The 24876-nt window shown below is 60.0% G+C and carries 26 protein-coding genes; 22 read left to right on the forward strand and 4 right to left on the reverse strand.

What is annotated here, in order from left to right:
* Positions 1-123: 123 nt before the first annotated feature.
* From A6B35_RS09860 to A6B35_RS09880, 5 genes are read left to right on the forward strand one after another with little or no spacing between them, the layout of a single operon-like run.
* Positions 124-1164, forward strand: a complete 1041-nt coding sequence (locus tag A6B35_RS09860; RefSeq protein WP_006203971.1) for an ABC transporter substrate-binding protein — start codon at positions 124-126, stop codon at positions 1162-1164.
* Positions 1165-1193: 29 nt separating this feature from the next.
* The gene (locus tag A6B35_RS09865; protein WP_006203970.1) at positions 1194-2231 is read left to right on the forward strand and encodes an ABC transporter ATP-binding protein; all 1038 of its coding nucleotides are present in this window, start codon (positions 1194-1196) and stop codon (positions 2229-2231) included.
* Positions 2228-3115, forward strand: a complete 888-nt coding sequence (locus A6B35_RS09870; RefSeq protein WP_006203969.1) for an ABC transporter permease — start codon at positions 2228-2230, stop codon at positions 3113-3115. The genes A6B35_RS09865 and A6B35_RS09870 overlap by 4 nt, the downstream gene beginning before the upstream one ends.
* Positions 3108-3899: an ABC transporter permease gene (locus A6B35_RS09875; RefSeq protein WP_006203967.1), complete on the forward strand. Its 792-nt coding sequence runs from the start codon at positions 3108-3110 to the stop codon at positions 3897-3899. Before A6B35_RS09870 ends, A6B35_RS09875 begins: the two co-directional genes overlap by 8 nt.
* A 14-nt stretch (positions 3900-3913) precedes the next feature.
* Positions 3914-4834, forward strand: coding sequence for a phosphorylase family protein (locus A6B35_RS09880; protein ID WP_006203965.1), 921 nt, complete (start codon positions 3914-3916; stop codon positions 4832-4834).
* A 68-nt stretch (positions 4835-4902) separates the two neighbouring features.
* On the opposite strand, the gene A6B35_RS09885 is transcribed toward A6B35_RS09880, so the two are convergent.
* Both A6B35_RS09885 and A6B35_RS09890 read right to left on the reverse strand, forming a co-directional pair.
* On the reverse strand, positions 4903-5364 hold the full coding sequence (locus tag A6B35_RS09885) for a hypothetical protein (RefSeq protein ID WP_006203964.1): 462 nt from the start codon (positions 5362-5364) through the stop codon (positions 4903-4905).
* A gap of 138 nt (positions 5365-5502) precedes the next feature.
* On the reverse strand, positions 5503-7218 hold the full coding sequence (locus A6B35_RS09890; RefSeq protein WP_006203963.1) for a hypothetical protein: 1716 nt from the start codon (positions 7216-7218) through the stop codon (positions 5503-5505).
* 417 nt (positions 7219-7635) lie between these two features.
* Here A6B35_RS09890 and A6B35_RS09895 point away from each other — a divergent pair, with 417 nt between their 5' ends.
* The 12 genes from A6B35_RS09895 to A6B35_RS09945 all read left to right on the forward strand — a co-directional run bounded on the left by A6B35_RS09895 (position 7636) and on the right by A6B35_RS09945 (position 17194).
* The gene (locus A6B35_RS09895; protein ID WP_006203961.1) at positions 7636-7875 is read left to right on the forward strand and encodes a hypothetical protein; all 240 of its coding nucleotides are present in this window, start codon (positions 7636-7638) and stop codon (positions 7873-7875) included.
* A gap of 113 nt (positions 7876-7988) precedes the next feature.
* Entirely contained in the window at positions 7989-8399 is a 411-nt protein-coding gene (locus tag A6B35_RS09900) for a hypothetical protein (RefSeq protein ID WP_006203960.1), read from the forward strand.
* 385 nt (positions 8400-8784) lie between these two features.
* Positions 8785-8910 (forward strand): hypothetical protein, encoded by a 126-nt coding sequence (locus tag A6B35_RS37150; RefSeq protein WP_006203958.1) that lies wholly within the window; start codon positions 8785-8787, stop codon positions 8908-8910.
* Positions 8907-9782: a peptidyl-prolyl cis-trans isomerase gene (locus A6B35_RS09905; RefSeq protein WP_006203957.1), complete on the forward strand. Its 876-nt coding sequence runs from the start codon at positions 8907-8909 to the stop codon at positions 9780-9782. Before A6B35_RS37150 ends, A6B35_RS09905 begins: the two co-directional genes overlap by 4 nt.
* Positions 9779-10825 carry a HupE/UreJ family protein gene (locus A6B35_RS09910; RefSeq protein ID WP_050900772.1) on the forward strand — a complete coding sequence of 349 codons (1047 nt, stop codon included), beginning with the start codon at positions 9779-9781 and terminating at the stop codon, positions 10823-10825. Before A6B35_RS09905 ends, A6B35_RS09910 begins: the two co-directional genes overlap by 4 nt.
* Positions 10826-10904: 79 nt before the next feature.
* Entirely contained in the window at positions 10905-11621 is a 717-nt protein-coding gene (locus A6B35_RS09915; RefSeq protein ID WP_139032234.1) for a hypothetical protein, read from the forward strand.
* Positions 11618-13552 carry a DUF3604 domain-containing protein gene (locus tag A6B35_RS09920; protein ID WP_006203954.1) on the forward strand — a complete coding sequence of 645 codons (1935 nt, stop codon included), beginning with the start codon at positions 11618-11620 and terminating at the stop codon, positions 13550-13552. The genes A6B35_RS09915 and A6B35_RS09920 overlap by 4 nt, the downstream gene beginning before the upstream one ends.
* A 144-nt stretch (positions 13553-13696) precedes the next feature.
* Positions 13697-14173 (forward strand): hypothetical protein, encoded by a 477-nt coding sequence (locus tag A6B35_RS09925; protein ID WP_006203953.1) that lies wholly within the window; start codon positions 13697-13699, stop codon positions 14171-14173.
* Between the two features lie 174 nt (positions 14174-14347).
* Positions 14348-14803 (forward strand): hypothetical protein, encoded by a 456-nt coding sequence (locus tag A6B35_RS09930; protein WP_006203951.1) that lies wholly within the window; start codon positions 14348-14350, stop codon positions 14801-14803.
* A gap of 344 nt (positions 14804-15147) precedes the next feature.
* Positions 15148-16116 (forward strand): ABC transporter substrate-binding protein, encoded by a 969-nt coding sequence (locus A6B35_RS09935; protein WP_006203949.1) that lies wholly within the window; start codon positions 15148-15150, stop codon positions 16114-16116.
* A gap of 107 nt (positions 16117-16223) precedes the next feature.
* Positions 16224-16844, forward strand: coding sequence for a L,D-transpeptidase (locus A6B35_RS09940; RefSeq protein ID WP_244425977.1), 621 nt, complete (start codon positions 16224-16226; stop codon positions 16842-16844).
* A 77-nt stretch (positions 16845-16921) separates the two neighbouring features.
* Positions 16922-17194 carry a hypothetical protein gene (locus A6B35_RS09945; RefSeq protein WP_244897082.1) on the forward strand — a complete coding sequence of 91 codons (273 nt, stop codon included), beginning with the start codon at positions 16922-16924 and terminating at the stop codon, positions 17192-17194.
* Between the two features lie 11 nt (positions 17195-17205).
* Here the strand turns inward: A6B35_RS09945 and A6B35_RS35480 are convergent, their stop codons facing one another.
* Positions 17206-17352 carry a hypothetical protein gene (locus tag A6B35_RS35480; RefSeq protein WP_006203946.1) on the reverse strand — a complete coding sequence of 49 codons (147 nt, stop codon included), beginning with the start codon at positions 17350-17352 and terminating at the stop codon, positions 17206-17208.
* 21 nt (positions 17353-17373) lie between these two features.
* Complete coding sequence (locus A6B35_RS09950; RefSeq protein WP_006203945.1) at positions 17374-18021, reverse strand: MarC family protein; 648 nt, start codon at positions 18019-18021, stop codon at positions 17374-17376.
* 281 nt (positions 18022-18302) lie between these two features.
* Here A6B35_RS09950 and A6B35_RS09955 point away from each other — a divergent pair, with 281 nt between their 5' ends.
* From A6B35_RS09955 to A6B35_RS09975, 5 genes are all read left to right on the forward strand, one after another.
* Positions 18303-19427 (forward strand): HlyD family secretion protein, encoded by a 1125-nt coding sequence (locus A6B35_RS09955; protein ID WP_006203944.1) that lies wholly within the window; start codon positions 18303-18305, stop codon positions 19425-19427.
* A complete protein-coding gene (locus A6B35_RS09960; protein WP_006203943.1) occupies positions 19417-20451 on the forward strand; it encodes a DUF2955 domain-containing protein in 1035 nt (344 codons plus the stop codon). The genes A6B35_RS09955 and A6B35_RS09960 overlap by 11 nt, the downstream gene beginning before the upstream one ends.
* Positions 20452-20810: 359 nt before the next feature.
* Positions 20811-22172, forward strand: coding sequence for a DUF3300 domain-containing protein (locus A6B35_RS09965; protein WP_006203942.1), 1362 nt, complete (start codon positions 20811-20813; stop codon positions 22170-22172).
* A 26-nt stretch (positions 22173-22198) separates the two neighbouring features.
* A complete protein-coding gene (locus A6B35_RS09970) occupies positions 22199-23155 on the forward strand; it encodes a DUF2950 domain-containing protein (protein WP_006203941.1) in 957 nt (318 codons plus the stop codon).
* A 398-nt stretch (positions 23156-23553) separates the two neighbouring features.
* Entirely contained in the window at positions 23554-24837 is a 1284-nt protein-coding gene (locus A6B35_RS09975; protein ID WP_006203940.1) for an alpha/beta hydrolase, read from the forward strand.
* Positions 24838-24876 lie beyond the last annotated feature (39 nt).

The raw sequence follows: 24876 nt of genomic DNA on the forward strand, positions 1-24876 counted from the left end.
CAACTCAACGGCTCCGCCTGGAAGCAGCTTGACTCTAGGGCATTTCGCGGTAATCGTAACGTTACGATTACAAAAAAAGCCCACCTGATCGACATTTTGATAAATCCTGGAGGAGGAGAACCTATGTCCTGGCTACGCATTTCCCTGGCAGCGATCGCAGTCTCGGCCGCCTTGCCCGTCTATGCCCAAACAGTCACCATCACGACCGCAGGCGGCGACTATGGCAACGCCATGAAGGAGGCCATGTGGGCCCCCGCTGCAAAGGAGCTTGGCTATGATGTCCGCGAGGAGACGCAGAGCGACGGCCTGGCTGCCCTGAAGATGCAGGTCACCGCAGGCACGGTCACGACCGACATCATCCACCTGGGCTCACCGGAAGGCGCGCAGGCGGCTGCACAGTCACTGCTGGAGCCGCTCGACTACAAGATCATCGATCCCAACTCCGTGCCGGCCGGTGCAAAGTCCGACTACTGCTATCCGTTCGACTCCTATGGCACCGTCATGTCGTGGAACACCAAGGCCTTTGACGAGAATCCGCCGAAGACCTGGGCGGAGTTCTGGGACGTTGCCAAATTCTCGGGCCGTCGCGCCCTGCGCGCCAACGCGCAGGACCTGATCGAAATCGCCCTTCTCTCTGATGGCGTGGCGCCGGCAGACGTCTATCCCGTGCTCAGCACGCCGGAAGGTCTGGCGCGCGCTATCAAGCGGCTTGAAGCGATCAAGCCAAATGTCTCGGTCTGGTGGACCTCGGGAGCCCAATCCGCGCAGTTGCTGAAAGACGGCGAGGCGGATCTGGTCGTTACCTGGAACGGACGGGCGCAAACCGTCAAAGCGGATGGCGGCGCGGTTGACTACACGTTCAAGGGTTCCGTCATCGGCACCGACTGCCTTGGGGTGCCGAAGGGAGCGCCGAACAAGGAAGCGGCCATGAAGCTGATCGCAGCGATGACGCAGCCCGCGCGCGTGGCGAAGCTGACCGATTTCATCGCCTATGGTCCGGTCAATCCTGCGGCCTATGAGGGTGGCCTCATCCCCGAAGATCGGCTGAAGACCCTGGCGACCGCTCCCGAAAATGCTGGCACGTCGGTGTTTTCGAATGCGGACTGGTGGGTCAAGAACGGCGAGGCTGCGCAAAAGGCATTTGATGAAATGATGAACCGCTGAGTCTCGCATTCGCCAGCTTTGAGCCCGTGATGAAGTCGCTCCCGATCACCATCGACAGCGTGAGCAAGGCCTATGGGGCCTACGTCGCGCTGGACGATGTCTCGCTCGACGTTCAGGCTGGCGAATTCCTCACTTTGCTGGGACCGTCCGGGTCGGGCAAGACCACGCTGCTCATGGCTCTGGCCGGTTTTGTCCGGCCCGATTCCGGCAAGCTCCTGTTGGGTGACCGGGACGTTACCCGCCTGGCCCCCAACAAGCGCGACATCGGCATTGTATTCCAGAACTACGCCCTGTTCCCCCACATGAGCGTGCTGGCGAATGTCGAGTATCCATTGGCGCTGCGCAAGACGCCGAAAGCGGAGGCCCGTCAGCGGGCGCTTGACACCTTGGCCCGCGTGAAGCTGGAAGGTCTTTCGGAGCGCAACATTGCTGCACTGTCCGGCGGTCAGCGCCAGCGGGTGGCGCTGGCGCGGGCGATCGTCTTTGAACCACGCGTGATGTTGATGGACGAGCCGCTGTCGGCGCTCGACAAGAACCTGCGCGAAACCATGCAGTACGAGATCCGGCGCCTGCACGATGATCTGGGGATCACCACGATCTATGTGACGCATGACCAGCGCGAAGCGCTGACCATGTCCGACCGGGTTGCGGTGATGAATTCGGGCCGCATCCAGCAGATCGATACGCCGCAGCGAATCTATGATCGTCCATCGACCCGCTTTGTCGCGGAGTTCATGGGCGAGGCCAACATTGTGCCCCCGGGCTCGGTGCGCAGAGTAGACGGCGCCGATGCGTCACGCGAAACTGTGATGATCCGCGCGGAAAGCCTCCATCTTGACGCGAAGCTCGTCGGGCGGAACGGAGTGGCGCTCGAAGGAATACTACGCGCCAAGGCGTTCCGCGGCGAAAACTGGCTTTTGACGCTGGCGCTTGATGGTGGGCAGGAGGTTCTTGTGTGCATTCCCGCAGCGCTGGCCGGCGGCTGCGCCGAGCTTGTCGTCGGTCAGCGGGTGACCGCATATGCGCCAGCAGAGAAGGTTCACGCGATACCGGGAGCGATAGCGTGACCGCCATCGTGGATCCTGCGCTCGCGGCCGATGCGCGACGCGAACGGCGGTTCTTCCTTTCGCTGTCGCTGCCGGCGCTTTTCATCGTTGGGCTGGCGGCGATACTGCCCATCCTCTGGATCATCCGGCAATCCTTCCTGACCACCGGAGGTGAATATACCGTCGGCAATTACGAGAAGGTGCTCTCGAGCGGACTGACATGGTCGGCGCTCCTCACAACCCTTGAGCTGTCCCTGGGCACGCTGGTGATCTGCATTCTACTCGGTACCCCCTTGGCGCTCGCCCTGGCCAGCGCCAGACCAAGGGTGGCCAATTTGCTGATGGCCTTCGTCATGCTGCCGTTGTGGACTTCAATTCTGGTGCGCACCTATGGCTGGCTCGTGCTCTTGCGGCGCGATGGCCTTATCAACGCGGCTTTGACAGGTTCAGGCCTGACAGCGGAGCCATTGCCGCTGGTCTACAACTTCACGGGAACGCTGATCGGCATGGTTCACTACATGCTGCCGCTGTTTCTGCTGCCCGTTTATGCCGCGATGCGCGATATCGACGCCAACCTTGTTCGCGCGGCGGCGAGCATGGGAGCCACGCTCGGGCACGTGATCCGCACGGTCATCCTGCCGCTTTCGGCCGGCGGCATCTTCTCGGGTTCGATGATCGTCTTCATCTACACCATAGGTTTTTTCATCACGCCGGCGGTGCTTGGCGGCGGCAAGGTAAATCCTCTCTCCATCCGGATCGAACGCACGCTGTCGACCTTTCAGGACTGGGGTTCGGCGAGCGTGTTGGGCATTCTGCTCCTCGTTCTCATGGCGCTGATCGGTGTGATGTTCCTGGCGGCGCGGCGACTGATGGCGCGCAACAAAGTCGGCGCAGCCCATGCTTGACGCCTATCCGGACAACAGGCTGGCCCTCATCCTGCTGTGGGGCTTTTCCGCGCTCGTGATGGCGTTCCTGATGCTGCCGACGCTGGTGGTCGTGCCGCTCTCCTTTTCAGCTTCCGATCTTCTCGAGTTTCCGCCGCGCGCATACTCGTTGCGCTGGTACGAGAATTTCTTCGGTTCGGCGACATGGATGGCCGGGCTCAGGACGAGCCTGATCCTCGGGACATTGACGGCGACGGTCGCAGTGCCCCTGGCGCTGCTCGCCTGCATCTCGATCAACCGGCTCGGCGGAAAGGCCGCCTTGGCCATTCAAGGCGTGCTGCTCACCCCCTCCATCGTGCCGGGAATCCTGCTTGCGATCGGTCTCTTCTTCGTGCTGGCGGCGCAAGGTCTGGTCGGAACGCTGTTCGGCGTGCTGGTCGGACATGTGGTGCTGGCCATCCCGGTCGCGTGCATTGTGTTGTTGCCCGCCCTGGCCCGCTTTGACTGGAACCAGGTTCAGGCGGCGCGCAGCCTCGGCGCAAACTGGGCAAGAGCCATTGGCGGAATAATTGTTCCGCAACTTCGGCTCAGCCTGTTGTCGGCGACATTGATGGCCTTCCTGACGTCGCTCGACGAGTCCGTCATTTCGATCTTCGTCGCAAGCGGCCGCAACAGCACGCTGCCGAAGCTCATGTTCCTGTCGCTGCGCGATCAGATCGATCCGACCATTGCTGCGATCTCGACATTGTGGACCGCCATCGTCGTGGTCGTCGTCCTGATCGTGACCCTTCGCCAAAGATCCTGACCGAGACTGGAAACATGCCTGACAATCATCACGTATCCGACGACATGACGGATCAACCGACGGACATACCCCAGGTGGGCTTGGCGATCATCACCGGGTCGGCAAACTGGGGGCTTGCCTTCCCGGAGGATGTCGATGTCGATGGCATTAGCACCTTGCGGCGGGACATGAGTTTTGAAACGCCTTTCGGTCGCACCGACAACTGGAAGCTGCTCGAGTTCGATGCGTCGATTACCGCCGAAGGCAAAACGAAACGTGCCCTGTGCATGTATTCGCACGGCAATCCCCGCGACCATATCGACCATTCCTGCCATCGCCGCGCGTTCTGGGTGTTGATGAAGGCAGGTGTCCGGCAAGTCCTGGCCTGCTCGACCATTGGCGCCGTCAACAAGGCGATCAAGCCCGGCGACATGGTGGTGAACGCCGATATCATCGAGCTGACGCAAACCCCGTTTTCACTGCTGCCCGGCCGCCAGAGCTTCGACTGCTCGGGCAAGCAGATCGTATGTCCAAGATGTGCGGCGGTTCTGGTCGAAACCGCCCGCCGTCATTGGCCAGCCGAATGCCGCGTCCATGGCATCGAGCAGCAGCTGGTCGCTGCCCACTGTTATGGGCCGCGGCTGACAACCCCGGCCGAAGCCCTGGCGTTTCGAAGCATGGGGGCGGATGTGCTCAATCATTCGATCGCCCCTGAAGCGACCTTGTCGCGCGAGATCGGTGCGTGTTTCGTGCCTTGCGCGTTCGTGACGGCGGGCTTCAACGACTATATGGACCGCAATCGCCAGAAATTGCTGCAGGAGGACGTGTTGCCGAATCTCTCCATGACAGCCTCGCGGGTTGCGCTGGAAACCGCCGCACGACTTCCGGCCAATCCGGAATGCTCTTGCCAGGGTTTGAAGTCGCCTCAGCCGGAAGAACGCTCCAGCCGATTCTGAGATAGCCCAGGCATTCTAGTCTAGGAGAAAGAGTGCCTCCTACCTGGAGCGAACCTTGCGTAGCCCTTTCAACGGATCCACCTGACGAACCGGACGATCAGTTCCTCGGCGATGATCATGGCCATGACGACGATAATCAACGTCACCACGCCGTGCAGCATGCCTTCAAAGCGAACCCTATCCCCAAACACAAAGGTAATCGCCTCCAGGATCACGAATTTGGATAGGAACAGCACCACCCATGCGCCGAAGAATCGCATGAACTTCATAAAGGCACCTTGCCTTGCCGTGAAGAACACGGCGACCTGATGCTCGATGGCGATCGTCGCTTTCAGAAGGGCCTGCAACAAGATGGCTGCAAGCAACGACACGCTGAAGGAAGCAACCGTGACGTTGTCCGAAAACTCATCGAACAGATTTAGCACCACGAGGTCGATCAAGAATCCGAATGTATAGCGGATGATCAACCGCTGACGGTCAGTCGGCATTTCAGCCGTGGCAGGGAGAAAACCGTGGATCTTGTCGGCCATCACACCCCCCTTTGAAAATACTCCTCGAAACGTGCCCTAACCGTATGATCGGCGTCAATAGAGATAAGTCTGGGAGAATGCGCTTGAGATGAGCGAACAGCATCTCGACCTTCTTGCGCGCGTACAGGCCTTCTCATCTCAGTCCGCCACGTTGAAACCGGCTTTCTTCAGCGAACCGATGAAGGTTTCGACGTCTTGCGAACGGGCCAACCGCATCGCAACCACCTGGCGCATGTTCTTCGTCCAAGCCGGTTGATTTTGCTCCAGCCAGTCACGCTCGCGATCAGCCTCGATCTTGTAGCCCCCCTCGCTCAGAACGGCAGCCGCAACAATATGATAGATCGGGTTCGATCGAACCGGCGATTTCTTGATCCACATAACTGCCTGCGAATGATCGCCGCTGAAATAAGAGCAAAGAGCCAATTCCACCTCATAGTAGCCCAACGAACGCGGGTTTTTTTGGCGCGCCTCCGTTATCAACGCGCAGCCGTCATGCCAATTTCCGGAGACCGCCAGGCGCTGTCCGTATTCGCCCATGAACTCGGTATCGTTGGGATTGATGGCCAAACCCCGTTTGCCCACTGCTAATGCCAGTTTCATTTCCTTGCTAAAATAGAGCGCAAGCATTTCTCCTTGAAGCCCTCTTACGTTGAGAGGGTCGACTTCCACTGCCTGCCTTGCGGCTGCCAGGGCGCGCTCAAGCACGGCGGCGGACGATGTGGCGTCGGTGGGAAATTCGAATCGATAGTCATCGATGTAGATAAGCGAAAGAAGACCCCAGGCGGTGGCGTAATTCGGGAAGCGCCGTACGGCCTTCTCGAGGCACGTACGCACGGATGCACGGGTTTCTGGGCTGAGGTCGACGCGATATGCATAGAAGGACAAGGTGCACGAATATGCCACCCAATCATCGGGCGGATTGTCGACATGGAGATTGGCATCCGCCTGGAAGATGACGCCATAGGCTTGAGCCAAGCTCGTCGATACTTTCCGCGCGATGTCCGCCTGAGCTTCGACAAGGTCCGCGACTTTCATCCGGCCATCATAGCTGTCTGCCCACAGAACCGAACCGTTGGCTCGGTTGATCAACCTGACTCGAAGCAGAAAGGTATCGACCGACAGGTTGACGCTTCCGGCAAGGACAAATCGTGGTGGCGCGGTCGACGTATCGCCGTCCTCAGGCGCCGACTCCATGACCACAATGTCCTTGAACTTCGAAAGTTGGCTGACAATTTCCTGCTTCAATCCGCTCGCGATGGCTGCGGCCGTGGCGGTGCCGGTCAGATCGTCAAACGGCTCAACAAGCACACGGGGCGTTTCTGGCGCGCTTGACCTGACAGAGGTCCACGACCACGCCAATACCGACACTCCAGCCGCGATAATGGCTGCAAGCACCGCCGGCAGCAGGAACGCAATCCGCCGAACCGGAGAGTGGGTGGTTGTTTGAGAAACAACCACCGCCTGCGACAGCGGCAACGAAGGCTGCGAACGAAGCAAAAAGATAGGAACATACCCCCCCTTTGGAATCGTGATCAGGATTGGGTCTGTGTGTCCGGCCGTCAGATAATAGCGCTCCAGCGCACGCCTAAGGTGGCCAGCCTCGATGCGAACGATCGGATCCGTCTGCGGGTCGAACGCCTCGCCGCGACCAAACACTTCGACTGCGATCGAATAGGCCTTGATACGGTCGCCTCGTCCCGACAATGCCTCTTCCACCACATGGCTGAGGAAGCGGCGCTCGCGGCCGGTGGCATCGAAGTCCGCACTGTCGAGGATAAGGGCAAGTTGGGCGCGACAAGCTTCGATAGGAAGCTCATGCTCCCCTGGTGCCGGCGTTTCCGCCTGGATCGCCATGTCCTCACTTGGTCCCTTGCAACCGCAGTTTTTGTTGTCGTGCGGTTACATGCTTATCCACGTAACTTACCTTCTGCTGCCGTCTCTTTGCAATACGATTGCGTCAGGTCGATGAACTGGCGTCATGAACACAAAAGACGGATCGTCTGACAGACACCGAGCGGTCTCGGCGGCAGTACGCCGGTACCCCCAGTTTGAATTGACGATCCATCGGCTGGTGGACCGAAGCGAGAGCTTTCGCGACATTTGCGAGGAACTCGCGGATGCAGAGTTTGCGCTATCGAAGGTCGACGAGGGCCCACTGGCGTTGCGCGAAGCCAGACGAGCCGAATGGCAGGAACTGGTGGATCGCTTGGTTGGAGAGGTAGGAGCAGCAGTGCTGAATACCGATGCCGCCCGCAGATCGGGTATCAACCCATGGCCGCCACGGTGAACAGCCATAGAGTGCCGGGCCGAAAGCGGGGGAATGTCGCAGCCGCGCTGGGCTACCGCTTCAACGAACGGTTTTCGGCGGTCGCCGGCTACCGCGCGCTCGGCAAGGCTTCAGTCAACGGCACGTTAGTCTGGCATTGCGGCGCGAAATCAGCCCTCGAGCTCCAGATACGTGGTCGTTCAGATCAACTGATTGCGGCACGGATGGCCGCCGGCCAGACCTGACCGACAGGTCGGCCTTGGGCGACACGATCGTCCAAGCAACGACCGATCGCGAGTCGTGCGCTCGGATACTGCCAGCATCAATCGGCGGGCCTAGCTATGGACAAAGTCAACAAATGAACGCGAAACGAAATTTATTCTTGATCGTAATTGCGGCGGTCGAAGCGGCGACAGGTCTCGGCCTTCTTTTGCTACCTTCCGTTCCATTTGCTCTCCTGCTTGGGTTGGAAAGCGCTACGGTTGAAGCAATTCTTGTCGGCCGCATTGCGGGCGCTGCGCTGCTTGCCATAGGTGTCGCAAGCTGGATGGCGAGGAAAGACGCATTGAATCCTTCACTATTCGGATTGCTTATCGGCATTCTGATTTACAACACGGCCGTAGCAATTCTCCTCGTCTACGCGGCCGCAGTCCTGGAGATGACCGGCGTCATGCTTTGGCCCACGGTTGCATTTCATGCACTTCTTGCCGTCTGGGGTGGTCTGCTTCTACGGGGTATTCCGAGCGAAACTCCGCTGGGAAACCGGTGACAACCTAAGAGCTGATCCTTGGAAAGTGAGACAACGTCTCAATGGCTTCCGGCACATCGCACCTGACCGGCACGGGCACGCTGCTCAACGATGACGCGGCGCTCCTCTAAGCCAGCAAAGTTCAACCGCGAAGTCTGTGCGAAGGCGAAGTGCAGTCCCCACGCGCCGGTCCGCAGGATCCCGCGCTCGCCCTGGCACATTTACGACTTCGCGCCCGGCAACGACGGCGGTTCAGTAGCGCGATTACATGCTTACCCCACGTAACTTACATTCCAGCGCCAGCTCTTTGGGGCCTACTATCCATGAATTGAATGCAGGAAGTGCCCATCGAGCGGAGCATTCCCCATTGTCGGCTGCCGGAGAGCCGTCGCAACCAGAGGCAAAGATGGGCGACGTCGTGTCGATTTTTCTATTGGCGGTTCTGTCGGTTTTCGGCGTCGAAGGCGATGCGGCATTTGACAATGCCCGCGTGCGAGACACTGCCGTAGCCGGCGCGGAGGAAAGCGTATGACGTTGCTCAGGGAGCCTCTGCTGCATTTTGCCGTCGTCGGCGCGATCCTGTTTGGCGGCTATTCCTGGCTGAACGACAGGCATGTCGAAGCAACAGCCGTCGAGCCGGTCCGCATTGGCGAAGGCGACTTGCGCTGGCTCAAGCAGACCTGGTCGAGCCAGTGGCTGCGCGAGCCAACCGCCGATGAGTTCAAGGGTCTTGTCGACGATCTGCTGAATGAGAAGGTGATGGCGCGCGAAGCGCAGGAGATGGGCCTCGAGAAGGACGACACCATCATCCGCCGCCGCTTGGCGCAAAAGCTCAAATTCCTTGTCGAGGATACGGCGCAGCTTGCCGAGCCGACCGAAGTGGAGCTGCGGCTGTTCTATGCCGCCAATCCTGCACACTTCGAGACGCCCGGAAAACTTTCGTTCCGGCAGGTCTACTTCAACCCGGAGCATCGCAAGGATGCCGCGGCGGACGCGACCGCCGCGCTGGGTGCGCTGTCGGCGAATGTCGAGGACGACTCGATCGAGGGCGACCGGCTGCTGTTCGGCGACAGCTTTGCCGACACTGACGAACAGGCCCTGTCCGGTATGTTCGGTGCCGATTTTGCGCGCCAGGTTTTTGCGCTTGAATCGGGCGGATGGCGCGGTCCGGTGAAATCTGGCTATGGCTTTCATCTGGTGCTCGTCACACAGCGCACGGCGACCGCGCCGAAGCCCTTCGAGACCGTGAAGGATGCCGTCCTTGCTGAGTGGCGCGCTTCGAAACAGACCGAGCTCAGCCGAAATTACCTAGTCGAACTGCGCAACAAGTACGGCGTCGAGCTTGACGACAGTACGAAGGCGGCGCTGAGGTCAGGGCCTGCAACGAATGTGGCCGCACAATGAGACGGCTGGCCAAGTGGTCTAAGCTCGTGCGGGGAGCCCGCACCGCTTTGGAGTGCATTCGACTGATCGTGCTGACAGCGGCCATTGCTGCGCTGTTCTGCGAAGTTGCCTACTCCCACGAGGTGCGCCCCGCCTATCTCAGCCTTAGGGAAGACGCGCCGAACGAGTTCAGCGTTCTGTTCAAGACGCCGATGCAGGGCGATGCGCGATTGGCGCTGTCGGCCCTCTTTTCCGGCAAGATCGAGACGGTGACGCCGATCGTCTCGCATCCGACCGGGGACGCCATGGTGCAGACTTGGCGCATGCGCACACTGGAGCCGCTCGCAGGCCAGAACGTCGTGATCGACGGGTTGCAAAACACCATGACCGACGCGCTGGTCCATGTGGTGTTCGCGAACGGCAACAGTTGGACGGCGCGGCTCACTCCCAGCGAACCATCGGCAGTCATCCCGGTGTCGCAGAGCGCCTGGGCCGTGTTCGTTACCTACGTGCGTCACGGTATCGAACATATTGCCTTTGGCTTCGACCACCTGCTCTTCGTCTGCGGGCTGATGCTGATCGTGCGCGACTGGCGCAAGCTGGTGAAGGCGATCACCGCCTTCACCGCCGCTCACTCGATCACCTTGAGCTGCGCCACCCTCGGATGGGTGACGCTGCCGTCGCGGCCGGTGGAGGCGATGATCGCCATCAGCATCGTCATGGTCGCCGCCGAAATTGTGCGGATGGAGCGCGGGCAGCTCAGCCTGGCCATTGTGAGGCCGTGGATGGTGGCCTTCGTTTTCGGCCTGCTGCACGGCTTCGGCTTTGCCGGTGCGCTGGTCGAGCTCGGCTTGCCGCAGGGCGACATTCCGCTGGCTCTGCTGGCCTTCAATGTCGGCGTCGAGCTCGGGCAACTGGCCTTCATCGCTGTCTTGCTGACTGCGGTCTATTCGGTGATGCGGTTCGTCATGATCCCGCGACAGGCGATCGTCGCGTCGGCCTATGCCATCGGGATCGTCGCGGCATTCTGGAGCGCCCAGCGGTTGGACGCGATGTTCCTGTAAGGAGGAGCAAATGGGATCACGCACGAAACTGCCGGGCGGGCGCCTCCTGATGAGCCGGAAACTTGCGCGCGCTATCACCGTGGCGCTTGCCGCGTCTTTGATTGCTGCTGCTCCGGTCTCCGAAGGACGCGCTTGCGGCTATGATAGTCCGCAAACGATTTCGCAGGGTTTCCTGAATTGGCACTATCCGGATTCACTCTACGTCGTCGGCGCGATATCGAAAGAGGTGGCGGCGGGACGGCTGCCGCTGGCGAACTTTGATCAAGGCGGACCAGATCTGTTCGGACACAGATTTAAGCTGACGGCGACGGCGCTGGAGCAATTCGGCGACATGCTCCGGGTGGCATGGCCGGGGCCCTCCCAGCGCTCGGTTTCCCTGGTCGTGGTTGAGCCGATGCTGTGGGCGCGCTTCGATCAGGGGCCTGACGGCTTGCGCACAACGGTACATGTCTCGGGGGCGCAGCCCGGGGATCTGGTACTCGTTGCCGGCGAAGCCGTGATAGCCGAAATCGCGGCGCGGCGATTGACCTTCGGCCAAGCCGTCGAACGCGGCGTGGTCCGTCTCTATGGGTCGGCGCCGCAGATCGCCAAATTCCTGCTCAGCTATTCGGACATCGGCGCAAGCGACAGTGCTGTCGAAACATCACAGAAACCGGTCTTCTCGCTGGCAAGCGCGGCGGCCGGTTCATCCCATTTCGCTTCGATGCAGTCGCACCCGGTCGGCATCGTGCCCGCCGAACTCGGATGCACACCTGACCACACCGAGATTTCATTCCATAAGGGAGAGAGACAATGATCCGGAAACCGCTGACGATCACAAGTCTTGTATTGCTTGCCGTCTGTGTGGGCCCCGTGGCGCGGGCACAGGATGCCGGCACCTATACAGTCGAGGAAGCGGGGCAAGCCATCAAGGCCCGGCCCTACTCACCTTATGCCGGACGCAATTTCCCGACACGGCCGCTGTTCGGCGACACGCATTTGCACACCGCCCTGTCCTTCGACGCCGGGGCGGCCGGCGCCAGGCTGGGACCACGCGAGGCTTACAAATTTGCCAAGGGCGAGGAAGTCATCTCCTCGACAGGACAGCCGGTCAGGCTGTCGCGTCCGCTGGACTTCCTGGTGGTCGCGGATCACTCCGACAATATGGGATGGTTCACCGACTTCATGGCCGGAAAGCCGGAGATCCTGCAGAATGCACAGGCGCGCGAGTGGTATGACATGATCCAGTCGGGGCACGCCGGGGAAGCGGCGTGGGCCATCGTCATGACCTTTTCGCAAGGCAAATTTCCGCCCGACATCATCTACCAGCCGGGCAATCCCGCCTATCGGTCGGTATGGCAGAGCATCATCTCGGCAGCCGAAGAAGCCAACGATCCGGGGCGCTTCACCGCTTTCATCGGCTTCGAATGGACGTCGCTGTCCAAGGGCAACAATCTCCACCGCAATGTCATCTTCCGCGATGGTGCCGAAAAGGCCGGTCTCATCGAACCGTACACGACGCAGCCGCCCGTCGGCAGCAACAACCCTCGCGACCTGTGGAAATGGCTGCGGAACTTTGAGGACAAGACCGGCGGCGATGTTCTTGCCATCGCCCACAATGGCAATCTGAGCAATGGCGAGATGTTCCCGATCATCGAGCCGGTCACCGGCCAGGAGATCGATCGCGAATACGCCGAGCAACGCGCCCACTGGGAGGTGCTTTACGAGACCACCCAGATGAAGGGCGACGGTGAGAGCCACCCCTTCCTTTCTCCCAATGACGAGTTCGCCAGTTTCGAGAAATGGGACAAGGGCAATCTTGACCTCAGCGTGAAGAAGACACCGGACATGCTGGAGTTTGAGTACACGCGCTCGGCGCTCAAGAACGGGCTGAAGCTGGAAGCCAAGTTGGGGGTCAATCCCTACAAATTCGGCCTGGTCGGCAGCACAGATTCTCACACGGGCCTCTCCACTGCCGACGACGACAATTTCTTCGGCAAGATCTCGACCGGCGAGCCGAGCCCAGAACGCTGGTCTCACCCCTTCATGGCGAACCCCAAGCTCGGGCTCAAGGTCCTTGGCTGGGAGACGACCGCATCGGGCTATGCCGCAGTCTGGGCACAGGAGAACACACGCGCCTCTATCTTCGATGCCATGAAGCGGCGCGAGACCTATGCCACGACCGGGCCGCGCATGGCAGTTAGGTTCTTCGGCGGCTTCGATTTCGTCGAAACCGACGCCAATACCCGCAGCCCGGCTATCGCCGGTTACACCAAGGGCGTGCCGATGGGCGGCGACCTCAGTCAGGCGCCTGCGGGCAAGGTGCCGACCTTCCTGGTCGCTGCACTGAAAGATCCGATCGGCGCCAACCTCGATCGATATCAGATCGTCAAAGGATGGCTGGACGCCGCCGGCGAGGTGCATGAACAGGTCTACGATGTCGCCTGGTCCGGCGACCGCAAGCCGGGCACCGATGGCAAGCTGCCGCCGGTTGGCGACACGGTCGACGTAGCCAATGCCACATGGACCAACACGATCGGAGCGCCAGAGCTTGTCGCTGTGTGGAAAGACCCCGATTTCGATCCGTCCCAGAGGGCCTTCTACTATGGCCGCGTCATAGAGATCCCTACACCACGCTGGCCCGCCTATGATGCGAAATACTTTGGCATCAAGATGTCGCCGGATGTAACCATGACGACACAGGAACGAGCCTACACATCGCCGATCTGGTATACGCCAGCCGGCTAAGGAAACGTCGTCGAACGGGCCAATTTGATCCAACCCGCTCCGAAAGAAGGCTGTCCCACGATACTGCGCTTCGCCGATACGTGAAGTTGCATTTTCCACCGGGAGCAGCATGGTCGGTGGCCGTACGACCAAGGGCGCCACGCAGTGAAGAACAACAACATCCGCTACGTCATGTTGATGGTCGTTGAGACTGCTGCGGTGACGTTCTTGTATTTGACGATTTTTCCGATCTTCCGGCAGGTGATCACGCAATTGGGAGAACCACAGGACATCAGCCCTTATCAGCAGGTTGCGGTGGCCGGTGGTGCGCTTGTTCTGCAGGCCTGTTACTGGGTCAGGTTTCGCTGGGTTGCGGTCCCCGCACCGTTCCGCAATGCCTTGGTGAGGCACCTGTTCCTGTTTGCCAGCCGGGTCAGCTTCTTCTTTGGCGGCGCTTTGTTTTCGGTCTTCTTTTTCCGCCACGTGCCGGAACTCGATCAATTCCCTTCCTTCATTCAGGGAGCAGTCAAGCTGTTGGAAGTCCTGCTGGTTCTGTTCAGTCTGTTTTGTTATTCGCTCGAAATAGAACGGCTAGGCAGGGCAAAGGAAGACCATTCCTCTGCATCCGGCCGCACCAGATAATTCAGGCCGACCAAATTCACTCCGTTACAAGGTGCCGATGGTCGGGGCGGCCTTGCCTGGAGCGGCTTGAGGCAATTTGCGGACGCCTGGAACAATTTTGGATTGAAGACGTTTCACGCAGTTAATGACGACGTTTCGCATACGGTAAGCATTGCCACCAGCGAGGACGCGATCATGATGTTCCAGTCAGGCATAGCGACCGCCCTGGTCGCAACTTTTGCACTTTCGAGCGCTGTTCCAGTTGATGCCGCCCCGATCTTCGTGCCCAGGGCACAAGGCGCGCATTCCGATGTCGTCCAGGTTCGGGATGGCTGGTACAGGGGCTATCGCGGCTACCGCCGCTATCACCGGCACAACGACTTCTGGGCCCCCGCCGGCGCATTTGTCGCCGGAGCGTTGCTCGGCAGCGTGATCGCCAACAACAATGGCTACTACGGCGGCTATTACCGAAGCGGTGACTACTACGGGGGTCCCTATTACGGCGATCCGTACTACGGCGATCGGTATTATGTCGAACCGTATTACCACGACCGGTATTACGGCGACCGCTACTACGGCAACGCCTATCACTCAAACAGGTCCTATCGCCCATGCTCGCCCAGGGAAGCGGATTCCGGCAACTGTTACTAGCTGTCGTCGTACCGGGCAGGGCGCCGCCCTTGACCGACTTTCTATGTGATCGACACAGCTCAATATTAAGCCGCCGATGCGAGTCCGGCCTTTAATGGCTTTGCGCGAGGACATTCGACCTTGCTTCGAAAGGTTTCGCGGTCAGAAAGTTGCCTGACCTCCACGTAACTTACGTTCCGTTGCCGGCTCCGTCCGATAATCTTGGGACAACACGAACGAATAACGGGATGGAACGCCGACTGGCAGACAAAGCGGTCTCGGCGGTGATGTGCCGGTTCTGTGGCAAATCGGGGTCCTCTCGTTGCCGCCACGGTTCTTTTCAGTCCCGACGCAGGGGGGAGAAAATGGACAGTCGATTTCGTCAGCATCTGCTGAAAGTGTCGCTGGCCGCATTGACGATGCTGGCGGTACATAGCCGGTCCCATGCGGCGGATCTCCTCATCGGAATGCCGAACTGGCCGTCGGGCCAGGCGGCGGCCAATATCATCAAGTACGGCATCAAGCAGAAACTCAATCTCGACGCCGACGTGCGCGAGATGGGCGGCATGACGGCATTCGCAGGAATGGATACCGGGGAGGTCGACGTCTTTCCCGAAGTCTGGCTTCCCAATCTCGATTCACTCGTCAAGAAATACGTCGACGGGCGCAAGACCGTGGACCTCAGTCCCAAGGGTGTGCCGGCCACGCAAGGTATCTGCGTCATGCGCGAGACCGCGGACCAATATGGCGTCAAGGACATTGCAGATCTGGCGGATCCGAAAAAGGCGGCTGTGTTCGATACCGATGGCGACGGCAAGGGCGAAATGTGGATCGGTGCGCTGGGCTGGTCGTCGACGAGCATCGAGAAGATCCGGGCCAGGAGCTACGGTTATGAAAAAACGATGACGCTCCTGCAAATGCCGGAAGAGATGGCAATGGCTGCAGTCGATGCGGCCGCGGCAACCGGGCAACCGATGGCATTCTACTGCTACAGTCCGCACCACATGTTCAAGCTCCACGATATCGTCGAATTGACCGAGCCGAAACACGATCCCGCCAAGTGGCACATCGTGATGCCGAGCGACGACCCTGACTGGCTGTCGAAATCGGAGGCGCCGGTGGCGTGGGACGCATCGCATTTCTACATCGGCTTTGCGTCGTCGACGGCAACGCGCCTGCCGAAGGTGGCGGCCTTCCTCTCCCGTATCGACTTCACCCCGGAGGAGGTCACCGAGATGAGCTACGCATTGCAGGTCGACCGGCAGGATCCCGCCAAGTACGCGCAGGACTGGGTTGCAAATCATCAAGACCGGCTGAACGCCTGGTCGAAATAGGGACGGGGACGAACATGACCCTTTCGCTCGCAGACCGGTCCGGCACTCCAAAAAGCAATGGTCGCGGAATGGCTGGGCGCCGCCTGGTTCTTGGCGCAGCGCTGGTCATGACCGCGATCGGCGCGACACTGGTGTATGCCGCTCAGACGCAGGTATTCGATCCGCAGACCCACAAGTGGGTCGACTACGACAAGAAGAAAGCGCGAAAATACTACGCCGCCCACAAGGAGGTGCCGGAGGCGTTCCGTCCGCAGATGGTCAAGTTCCGCACCGCGGAAGTGCCCGGCACGATCATCATCGACGGCAACAAGCATTTTCTATACCTCGTGCAGTCCGGCCAGCAGGCCATGCGCTACGGCATCGGCGTCGGTCGGGAAGGCTTTGGCTGGGCCGGTATCGTGCGCGTCGGCCGCATGGCGGAATGGCCGACCTGGACGCCTCCGGCCGAAATGGTCGCCCGTGATCCGAATGCGCTCAAACATGCCGCAGGCATGCCGGGAGGCCCAGACAATCCGCTCGGCGCCAGAGCTCTTTATCTCTACGAGGGCGATCAGGATACGATCTATCGGATACACGGCACGCCGGAGCCCTGGACGATCGGGCTCGACGTGTCGTCAGGGTGTATTCGGATGAGGAACGACGACATCACCGACCTCGCGTCGCGCGTCAAGGTTGGCGCCAAGGTCATCGTTCTCATGCAGGGGGCGGCCCTTTACAAGGGTGTTTGAAGCGGCATTCGGAGGGACAAGCAATGTCGGCAAAACGTGCAGTGAGAAGTTCGATCCTGGCCGTAGCTCTTGCTTCCTTGGCGCTGACCTTGAGCGCTTGCGTCAGCACGCCGCCGCCGGCTCCGGAGCAGATGTCGAGGACCCAGGTTGAGACCGCTCCAGCGGATATTCAGCTTCTTTGCGCCAACGCAGTCGCCAAGGCGAGCGGCGTCGACAGCGCCAAGATCCTTCCGGTTTCCTCGAGCAAGATCGATTCCAAAACCTATCAGGTCGAACTCGATGCAGGCGGCAAGAAGACAAGCTGTCTGGTGGATACGGATGGCAACGTCAAATCAGTCGAGCCTGTCTGATCCGCTCTGCGTCACTGACGCGGCGCCAACAAGCAGAACCATCGCGCCACTTCCTGACCCGCGCCGATCTCGGCGAACGAACCGAAACTCGTCGCATCGAGATTGACCTGCAGCGCCTTCTGGTGCGTGTCGGCAACAATAGTGGCGGTATCATTCATGGCGGTATGGCGAGCGCGAAATCAGTGTGCGACGCTCGCGGTGATGATCCCAAGTTTGACCAATCCGGTAACGACCAGTTGGACGGCAACCGCGGTCAGAAGAATGCCGAAGACAACCTCCGAGACGATAAGACTGGCCGGCTTCATTCGCTTCGCCAGCGCGTCGGTATTGGTGAACACCAGGTAGTCAAATGCGGCAACGAGCAGGATGAGCACCGCAACGAGCGCCGCACTTGCAACCGAGACGACTTCGCCGGAGGCAATGATTACGACCGTGATGCCGACGGGGTTGAGCAAGTAGGGAATAGCGAGGGGAAAAATCGCAATCTCCTCCGGGTCCACCGGCAGGCCCAAATCCTCCCCGTGCTTCTCGGTCGGTCCAGAGGCCATCTTGATCGCGAGGAGCGCCAGGATAATGCCGCCAGCGACCGCAACCGCACCGCCAGTGATATGAAGTAGCCTCATCAGCAGAGCGCCGGTGGCAAAAAGGATCAAAGCCGTAACAAGGGCCGTCAAGACCATCTGGCGGCCTATCTTGACCTTGGTTTCGGCGTCGAACTTCTGGGTCTTTTCCAGAAATGGCACCAGCGCGATCTTCGGTCCCATGCCAATCAGCAGGAGCAGGAGAAGTTTCGTCACGAGAGCGGCATCAATGACTGCGAAATCCATCGGAAGGTCCCTCGATCTCGACAACACTGCCAGTGTGAGGAATTTGTCGGTTATCCGAGACGGATTGTCTAGCAAATCCGAAAATGTGGCAGCTTCAACATGTAACTTACCCCCGGTTGACTGGAACCATCTGGAGACTGTGTATAGTGTGGACACGATGAGGGGTCGCTTAACTCGTGCCTTCGTCGCAGGTTATCCTTGCGCGATTTTCCGGGCCGAAGCTGACAATCAAGCAAGCATCCGCCCATGGCGCGATATTAGTCTGACTGGGAGAAGATGCCATGGCGTCCGACGCGACCGGGACCTCTCAAGACAACGCCGTTGACGGCGCGGATACGCAGACGACAAAGGGCAACCCGTTGCGTCGGGTCGCGCTTGGCGTGCTGCTGTTGGCTTGCTTGCTGTTTGTGACAGCCGTCTTCATGGAAAGGCGCACGCCTTCTTCATCGCAGGCGACGGTCAGCGCCTATGTCGTAGGCATCGCGCCGGAGGTCACCGGCCGGGTCATCGAAGTGGGCGTGGCCGACAACAGCGGCGTGAAGCCTGGCCAGGTGCTGTTTCGTATCGATCCGCAGCAATACCAGCTGGCCGTCGCGGAGGCTGAAGCTCGGCTTGCCCGGGTAGGCCAGACGATCGGCGCTTCGACAGCCTCCGTCGATGCCGTCCAGGCACGCCTTGTGGAAGCAAGGGCAGTTCGCGACAACGTCCAGGAGCAGGCCAACCGGGCCATGGAGTTGGTCAAGCGCGGCGTCTATGCCAAGGCGAAGTATGACGAGGCGAAGGCGGCGGTGGACCAGGCAAATGCCTCGGTCGTCGCCGCGGAAGCGGACCTCAAGCAGGCTCAGGAAGAGCTTGGGCCTGCCGGCGCCGACAATCCGCAGTTGAAGGAAGCGCTCGCAGCGCTTGAACGCGCACAGCTTGATCTCTTGCGCACCACGGTCCTGGCGCCGGCCGAGGGCGTCGTCACCAACCTGCAACTTTCCGTCGGAGGCGTTGTCGGCGCCGGCCAGAGCGCCATCACCTTCATCGACGTCGGCACGGTGTGGATCACCGCGGCGTTCAAGGAGAACAGCCTCGAGAACGTCGCCGCCGGCAACCGCGCGGACGTGTTGTTCGACCTCTTGCCCGGCCAGGTTTTCGGCGCGACGGTCGAGAGCGTCGGGATGGGCGTTGCCCAGGGAAGTGTCGACCCCAAGACCGGGCTGCCGAAGATCTCCACCGAAAGCGGATGGATCAGAACGCCACAGAGCTTTCCGGTCCGGCTGATCCTCGACGAGGGCAGGCCCAAGGGCGTGCGCTACGGGTCGCAGGCGAACGTGGTGATCTATACCGGCGACAATCCGGTGACCAACGCGATCGGCCGTATCTGGATGCGTGTGTTGTCGGTCCTGACCTATGTCAGCTGACGGCGAGCTTGCGCACGCCAATGCCAGGCGCAAGGGTCTGCGCATCGCGCTGGCCGTCGCCGTCGGCTTCACATGGTCGGTTCTGTCGGGGGCCATCATCCCCTTTCTGGGACCATTGTTCGCGGCGCAGTTCCTGATCTCCAGTTCCCGCCCGCTGCAGCTGAAACAGGCCTTGGGAATGGCGATCCTCATTGTTGTCGCCGGCGCGCTTCTGCAAGCCGTCGCGGTACTGACGGGCGACCGGCCGCCGGTGCTGCTGCTGCTGCTCGGGCTCGTCTATTTTGTCTGTTTCTACCTGCAGGCGAACGGCAAGGGCGGCGGAGCGATCTTTCTTGTCCTGGTGGTCGGCGTGATGGTGCCGCTGCTGACCGTGCTCAACCGCGATCTCGGCGATTCCATTCTTTCGATCCTTGTACAGGGCGTGGTCAGCGGAGCGGTCCTGATGTGGATTGCCCATGCAGTCATACCCGACCGAGGCAGGGCCGATGTTCAAGCCCCGGCTCCTGCTGCAAACCCGCGCGCTACGCGCTATGCCGCCGCCAATGCCATCATTCTGCTGGTCGCCGTGCTCGCTTGCCTGACACGGGACGGCCTCGCCACGGCGATCGTCATTCCGATCACTGTCGCATCACTGTTGTCGCAGCTCGACGTCATCGCAAGCGCAAGGGCGGCGTTCGGCCTCGTGATGGTCAATCTCCTCGGAGGCGTGGTCGCATCCTTTGCGTTCGCATTGCTGCAGGTTCGTCCCACCACTCCCACGCTGTTTGTGCTGGTGCTGCTCGCCGGCCTCGTGTTTGGCGGTCGCGCCGCGCTGAACAACCCTGCCGCCAAGCTCTACGCGGGCGCGCTTACAATCTTCCTCATCCTGTTCGGAACGGGCGTCTCGCCGTTGCCGGGATCGGCAGCGGAATCCTTTGCCACGCGGGTCAACTACATACTGGTGGCCATCGCCTATACGATCTTCATGGCGGCGTTGCTTTGGCCAGGACCAAGGCGCAGAGTTGAAGACAGGTTGCTGACATAAGGTGCTCGTGACCGCTCGGGTCGTGTGTATTTTCCTTTTATGGCCTGACCGTTCACCGTCGAAGTCGCCGATCGGGTTGCCTCCTTCGAAGCCCAATGAGATCTGATGGTTGGGATCCAGCGGCCATCTGCGCCGCGCCTTCGAACACTGCTATTTGACGGGGACATTCGATCCGAACGATAGCCTCGACATCGACTGATCTGCTCGCCGGGTCTCCCAAGCCCGCACGTAGCATACAGTTACTTACCTTCCGCATCGGCAGGTAATGCGCCAACGTTGCACCAAGGCAAGAACAGCGCCCTGGGCTTGGCGACGCGACGTCGCTGACAACCGGGTTGACACAACCTGGGAGGATGACAATGCAGGTCCAGTTTCCGCGCTGGCATGCTGGCGCAGTGGCCATGATCGCGATCTTGATCTGCTCCAGTCAGATCTCTTTCGCGGTTGCTCAGGATCAGGTCGCTGCTGCCGATAGCGCGGCGGCAACCCAAGCTCCCGAACCGCTCGACGAGGATGAACTCGAAGTCCTGGTAGCGCGTATCGCACTCTACCCCGACGAACTTGTCGCAGTCATTTCCGAAGCGGCGCTCTATCCACTGCAGATCGTGGAAGCGAGCCGGTTCTTGGATCAGGTCGCCAAGAAGCCAAGCCTGAAACCGAAGGAAAGTTGGGACGGCAGCGTCATCTCACTGCTCAACTATCCCGAGATCGTCAAGATGATGAGTGACGATCTGGAGTGGACCCAGGCGCTTGGCGACGCACTGACATATCAGCAAAAAGACGTGCTGGTAGCCATCCAGCAGTTGCGCGACACAGCTGTGGCCAAGGGTGTGATCAAGTCCGACGACAAGATCAAGGTTGTCGAGGAGAACGACAATGTCGTCATCCGGTCCGCCAGCACGGACACGATCTATGTTCCACGGTATGAGCCGGAAATGCTCTATGCCACCGACTATCCGGTTGCGCCGATCTCCTATTATCCCGACCCCTACCCGAGCTACTACTATCCCAACGCGCCCTATTTTGCGGGCGTCGTCACTGGCGCAATCTGGGCTGCGGCAGTTGATTGGGACGACTGGGGTGTTTGGGGCGGCCGTTGGGACGGCAACGATATCGATATCGACTGCAACAATTGCTACAACAACAACATAAACGGCAAGATCAATCTCAACGACGTCGATTGGAAGAACGTCGACCGTTCGAAACTGAATTTCGACAGGAACCAGTTCGCCAACTTCGACAAAACGAGCATGCGCGACCGGGTCAAAACGAACGATCGCAACAGTATGCGCAACAAGGCGTCCGATCTTAAAAAGGACCGGATGAGCACACTGGCCGGAAAGTCCGGCAAGGTGAAGGACGTTCGCCAACGCGAAATCAGAGAGGGTTTGAAAAACCGGCCGCCGGGGTCAAGGCCGGATTTCAAAAAGCCAACCAACACCAAGCCAATTGCTTCGGCACGAAAGAATGACCGCCCTGCCGCCAAGGCGTCGGGGAAAATCAATCGCGCGGTTGGCAAGCCGAAGCCGGCAATGAGGGTGGACAACAGGCCGAGGAAGCCTTCGGGCCTTGGCAACGTCAGCTCCGGAAAACGCCAGCAGATTGCCTCCAACCGCGGTGCGAGGAGCATGGGAGGCGGAATTCGCAGCAGCGGCGGCGGCGGCCACAAGATGATCAGGCAGGGCGGTGGCAGGCAGGGCGGTGGCGGGCGCAGGCGTTAAAACTTTTGGCGAGAGGAAAACCGACCATGAAAACGTGCGTCCGGAGTCTTGTTCTACGTTCGCTGCTCGGTGTCGGAATGATCTTGGGCATTGGCGCGGGTTCTGCAAGTTTTGTCAGCGCGCAGGAGGAGCAGAGCCTCACTGACTACGTGACCAAGAACGATCCGCCGCTTTTCGATGATCCCTCAGCGGCGGTGGAAGCATTCAAATCGGTCCTGGCGAAGGACGATTTCGACGGACTGGCGGCATTGCTTGGGCTGGATGCCGCGAAGCTGCGGTCAGGCGAAGGCGTGATGGATACCTACGCGCAGATCAAGCAAGGTGCTGCCAAGACGGTGATCGTGCGTGATCTTGGCGACCGCAAGGAACTCGACATTGGCGACAAGCTATGGCCCCTGCCGTTCCCTATCGTGAAGGGCAAAGACGGCAAATGGGCATTCGATACCTATGCTGGCATAGAAGAGATCATCAACCGGCGCGTCGGCGAAAATGAGATCGCGGCAATCGAAACGGTCCGTGCCTACGTCGACGCTCAACGTGATTACGCCTCGGAAGACCGCGATGGCGATGGCGTGCTGGAGTATGCCCAGAAGCTGGCCAGCAGCGAGGGCCTGACCGATGGACTATATTGGCCGTCCGACGAAGCCAATGGCATTAGTCCGGCAGGCGACTTCATCAACCAGGCAGCTCTCGACAAGGCCAAGAAAGGCGATGGCTATTTTGGTTATCGCTTCCGCATACTGAATGGTCAGGGCAAAAATATCGCCGGCGGCGCCTACAACTATGTCATCAACGGCAACATGATCGCGGGTTTCGCGCTTCTGGCCTGGCCTGTGAAATATGCCGAGACAGGCGTTCACACCTTTGCGGTCAATCATCAAGGCATCGTCTACCAAGCCGACCTTGGCCCGAAAACGGAGGCTGTGGCCGGCGCCATAAAGCAATTCAATCCCGGTGAGAAATGGCAGCTGACAGATGACTAGCGTCAAACTGAAACCATTGCTCCTGTCGCCTATCCCGGCCCTGAGTTCATCCGCCAGCAGGAAGTGGCTGGGATCGCTCATTGCAACGGGCGGGAAAGCCTTGCGAAAAGCAACAGAGGCGGTGTGGAAGCACTGATATTGTAAAATGTGGAAGTCGCTCGTCGCCGCCGTCGGCCCTGCTGCGCTCCCAGGCGAAACGTTGCGACACACGCCAGCAGTTGCGCAAAACAGAGGATTCCGATACTTCATTTGGCAGTGTGGAGCGGCATGCCAATCAGTTCTCGGTGTCACTATCGTGGCAATCTGTATCGACTGATCGGTCAGCAACAGGGCGGTACTAACCACCTTGTTGAGGTTGCACACTTGGGGGCGCTTTGAGAGCCGGCGTTACAAGCAAATTGAAAGTCGGGCGTGCCACCAACGCATTGCTCGCATTTGCATTGGTCGGCCTGCTTTTCGGCTGCGCGTCCCGCCCGACGAATGTCTTGTTGCCGGTGGCCGATACCTCCCCGTCGTCCAGCAAGGTAGAGATGCTGGTGACGACGACCCGCGCTCGCTCCGCCAATCCCGCCGAGATGTATACCGGCGAGCGCGGGATAGCCCCCTCGTTCGCGGACGTTACGGTGTCGATCCCTCCGGCATCGGTGCGCAAGGTCGGCGAGGTCGCATGGCCCAAGAAGCTGCCGTCAAACCCGGCAACCGATTTCGCTGTTGTGAAAGCCGAAGAAATAACACGGGAGGGTGCGAAGGACTGGCTACGCGCCGCTGTCAGGAAGAGCCCGGACCACAGCGTGCTGGTGTTCATCCATGGCTTCAACAACCGCTTCGAAGACTCCCTTTATCGCTTTGCACAGATCGCAAAGGATACCGGCACCGACAGCGCTCCGATCCTGGTCACATGGCCTTCCCGAGGCAGTACGCTGGCCTATGGCTACGATCGCGAGAGCACCAACTACACGCGAGATGCGCTCGAGACGCTGTTCCAGTATCTCGCTCACGATCGCGAGGTAAAAGAGGTTTCGATCCTCGCTCATTCGATGGGCAACTGGCTTGCACTGGAATCCCTGCGCCAGATGGCCATCCGCAATGGCGGCCTCCCGGCGAAATTCAAGAACGTCATGCTGGCGGCACCGGACGTCGATGTCGATGTGTTCCGGACGCAGATTGCCGACATGGGCAAACAGCATCCGCAGTTCACCCTCTTTGTCTCGCAGGACGATCGCGCGCTCAAAGTTTCGCGACGGGTCTGGGGCAATATCCCGCGGCTCGGATCGATTGATCCGGAACAAGCTCCATACAAGGAAGAACTGGCGAGCAACAATGTGGTCGTCATCGATCTGACGAAAGTCAAATCCGGTGATCGTTTGCATCACGGCAAGTTCGCGTCGTCGCCGCAGATCGTGCAGCTGATCGGAAAACGGATGGCCGGCGGCCAGACCATGACCGACAGCAGGGTCGGCCTTGGCGACACGATCGTGCAAGCGACGACAGGTGCGGCGGCGGCAGCGGGCAGTGCTGCAGGGTTGGTGATTTCAGCACCTGTTGCAGCGATCGATCAGAACACCAGGGAAAACTATGGCAATCAGGTTGAGAGTTTAACCGGCACTCCTAGCAGCCTGGCCGCCAACAATCCCAACAAGGGTTGCACGTTGCGCGCGACTTCGAAGGGCTGCAAGAATTGATGATTCCGGGCCAGGGTGGCAGCGAGGCCTATTGATGCC

The organism is Mesorhizobium amorphae CCNWGS0123 (assembly GCF_001686985.1).
In the GTDB taxonomy this organism is placed as follows: domain Bacteria; phylum Pseudomonadota; class Alphaproteobacteria; order Rhizobiales; family Rhizobiaceae; genus Mesorhizobium; species Mesorhizobium amorphae.

What these genes read in the sequence shown, in the direction of transcription:
- A6B35_RS09860 (WP_006203971.1), top strand. Translation starts at nt 124, where the DNA reads ATGTCCTGGCTACGCATTTCCCTGGCAGCGATCGCAGTCTCGGCCGCC.
- A6B35_RS09865 (WP_006203970.1), top strand. Translation starts at nt 1,194, where the DNA reads ATGAAGTCGCTCCCGATCACCATCGACAGCGTGAGCAAGGCCTATGGG.
- A6B35_RS09875 (WP_006203967.1), top strand. Translation starts at nt 3,108, where the DNA reads ATGCTTGACGCCTATCCGGACAACAGGCTGGCCCTCATCCTGCTGTGG.
- A6B35_RS09880 (WP_006203965.1), top strand. Translation starts at nt 3,914, where the DNA reads ATGCCTGACAATCATCACGTATCCGACGACATGACGGATCAACCGACG.
- A6B35_RS09885 (WP_006203964.1), bottom strand. Translation starts at nt 5,364, where the DNA reads ATGGCCGACAAGATCCACGGTTTTCTCCCTGCCACGGCTGAAATGCCG.
- A6B35_RS09890 (WP_006203963.1), bottom strand. Translation starts at nt 7,218, where the DNA reads ATGGCGATCCAGGCGGAAACGCCGGCACCAGGGGAGCATGAGCTTCCT.
- A6B35_RS09895 (WP_006203961.1), top strand. Translation starts at nt 7,636, where the DNA reads ATGGCCGCCACGGTGAACAGCCATAGAGTGCCGGGCCGAAAGCGGGGG.
- A6B35_RS09900 (WP_006203960.1), top strand. Translation starts at nt 7,989, where the DNA reads ATGAACGCGAAACGAAATTTATTCTTGATCGTAATTGCGGCGGTCGAA.
- A6B35_RS37150 (WP_006203958.1), top strand. Translation starts at nt 8,785, where the DNA reads ATGGGCGACGTCGTGTCGATTTTTCTATTGGCGGTTCTGTCGGTTTTC.
- A6B35_RS09905 (WP_006203957.1), top strand. Translation starts at nt 8,907, where the DNA reads ATGACGTTGCTCAGGGAGCCTCTGCTGCATTTTGCCGTCGTCGGCGCG.
- A6B35_RS09910 (WP_050900772.1), top strand. Translation starts at nt 9,779, where the DNA reads ATGAGACGGCTGGCCAAGTGGTCTAAGCTCGTGCGGGGAGCCCGCACC.
- A6B35_RS09920 (WP_006203954.1), top strand. Translation starts at nt 11,618, where the DNA reads ATGATCCGGAAACCGCTGACGATCACAAGTCTTGTATTGCTTGCCGTC.
- A6B35_RS09930 (WP_006203951.1), top strand. Translation starts at nt 14,348, where the DNA reads ATGATGTTCCAGTCAGGCATAGCGACCGCCCTGGTCGCAACTTTTGCA.
- A6B35_RS09935 (WP_006203949.1), top strand. Translation starts at nt 15,148, where the DNA reads ATGGACAGTCGATTTCGTCAGCATCTGCTGAAAGTGTCGCTGGCCGCA.
- A6B35_RS09940 (WP_244425977.1), top strand. Translation starts at nt 16,224, where the DNA reads ATGACCGCGATCGGCGCGACACTGGTGTATGCCGCTCAGACGCAGGTA.
- A6B35_RS35480 (WP_006203946.1), bottom strand. Translation starts at nt 17,352, where the DNA reads ATGAATGATACCGCCACTATTGTTGCCGACACGCACCAGAAGGCGCTG.
- A6B35_RS09950 (WP_006203945.1), bottom strand. Translation starts at nt 18,021, where the DNA reads ATGGATTTCGCAGTCATTGATGCCGCTCTCGTGACGAAACTTCTCCTG.
- A6B35_RS09955 (WP_006203944.1), top strand. Translation starts at nt 18,303, where the DNA reads ATGGCGTCCGACGCGACCGGGACCTCTCAAGACAACGCCGTTGACGGC.
- A6B35_RS09960 (WP_006203943.1), top strand. Translation starts at nt 19,417, where the DNA reads ATGTCAGCTGACGGCGAGCTTGCGCACGCCAATGCCAGGCGCAAGGGT.
- A6B35_RS09965 (WP_006203942.1), top strand. Translation starts at nt 20,811, where the DNA reads ATGCAGGTCCAGTTTCCGCGCTGGCATGCTGGCGCAGTGGCCATGATC.
- A6B35_RS09970 (WP_006203941.1), top strand. Translation starts at nt 22,199, where the DNA reads ATGAAAACGTGCGTCCGGAGTCTTGTTCTACGTTCGCTGCTCGGTGTC.